The organism is Pseudomonas sp. BJa3 (genome assembly GCF_026343815.1).
GTDB classification, from domain to species: Bacteria; Pseudomonadota; Gammaproteobacteria; order Pseudomonadales; family Pseudomonadaceae; genus Aquipseudomonas; species Aquipseudomonas soli.
This window is the reverse complement of the sequence record NZ_JAOXMC010000302.1, coordinates 1-261: the sequence shown is the minus strand read 5'-3', so window position 1 is coordinate 261 and position 261 is coordinate 1. Positions and strand designations below refer to the sequence as shown.

1 protein-coding gene is annotated in these 261 nt (G+C 64.4%); it reads left to right on the top strand.

All coding sequences use genetic code 11. The annotated features are described in order from the left end of the window. Positions 1–249: BLUF domain-containing protein (locus OH705_RS27795; protein WP_267303507.1), on the top strand; the 249-nt coding region annotated here is incomplete at its 5' end. Positions 250–261 lie beyond the last annotated feature (12 nt).

Here is a 261-nt window from a genome sequence, read left to right as displayed (position 1 = left end):
ATCGAGGGACCGGCCGAAGCCGTAGCCGAACTGCGCGCGCTCATTGCGCGCGATATGCGCCACGCCGAGCTGATGACGGTGGCCGATGGGGAGCAAAGCAGCCGGGATTTCGCCAGCTGGTCGCTCGCCTATTCGGGGACGGCCCATTTCGTTGCCCGCGAAATCGAGCGCATACGCGCCGCGATCCATTCCGAGCCTTATCATTCGCAACGCGATCTGAGGCGGTTGTTGGGAGAGCTGTCGTCATAGTGGTGCGGCGCC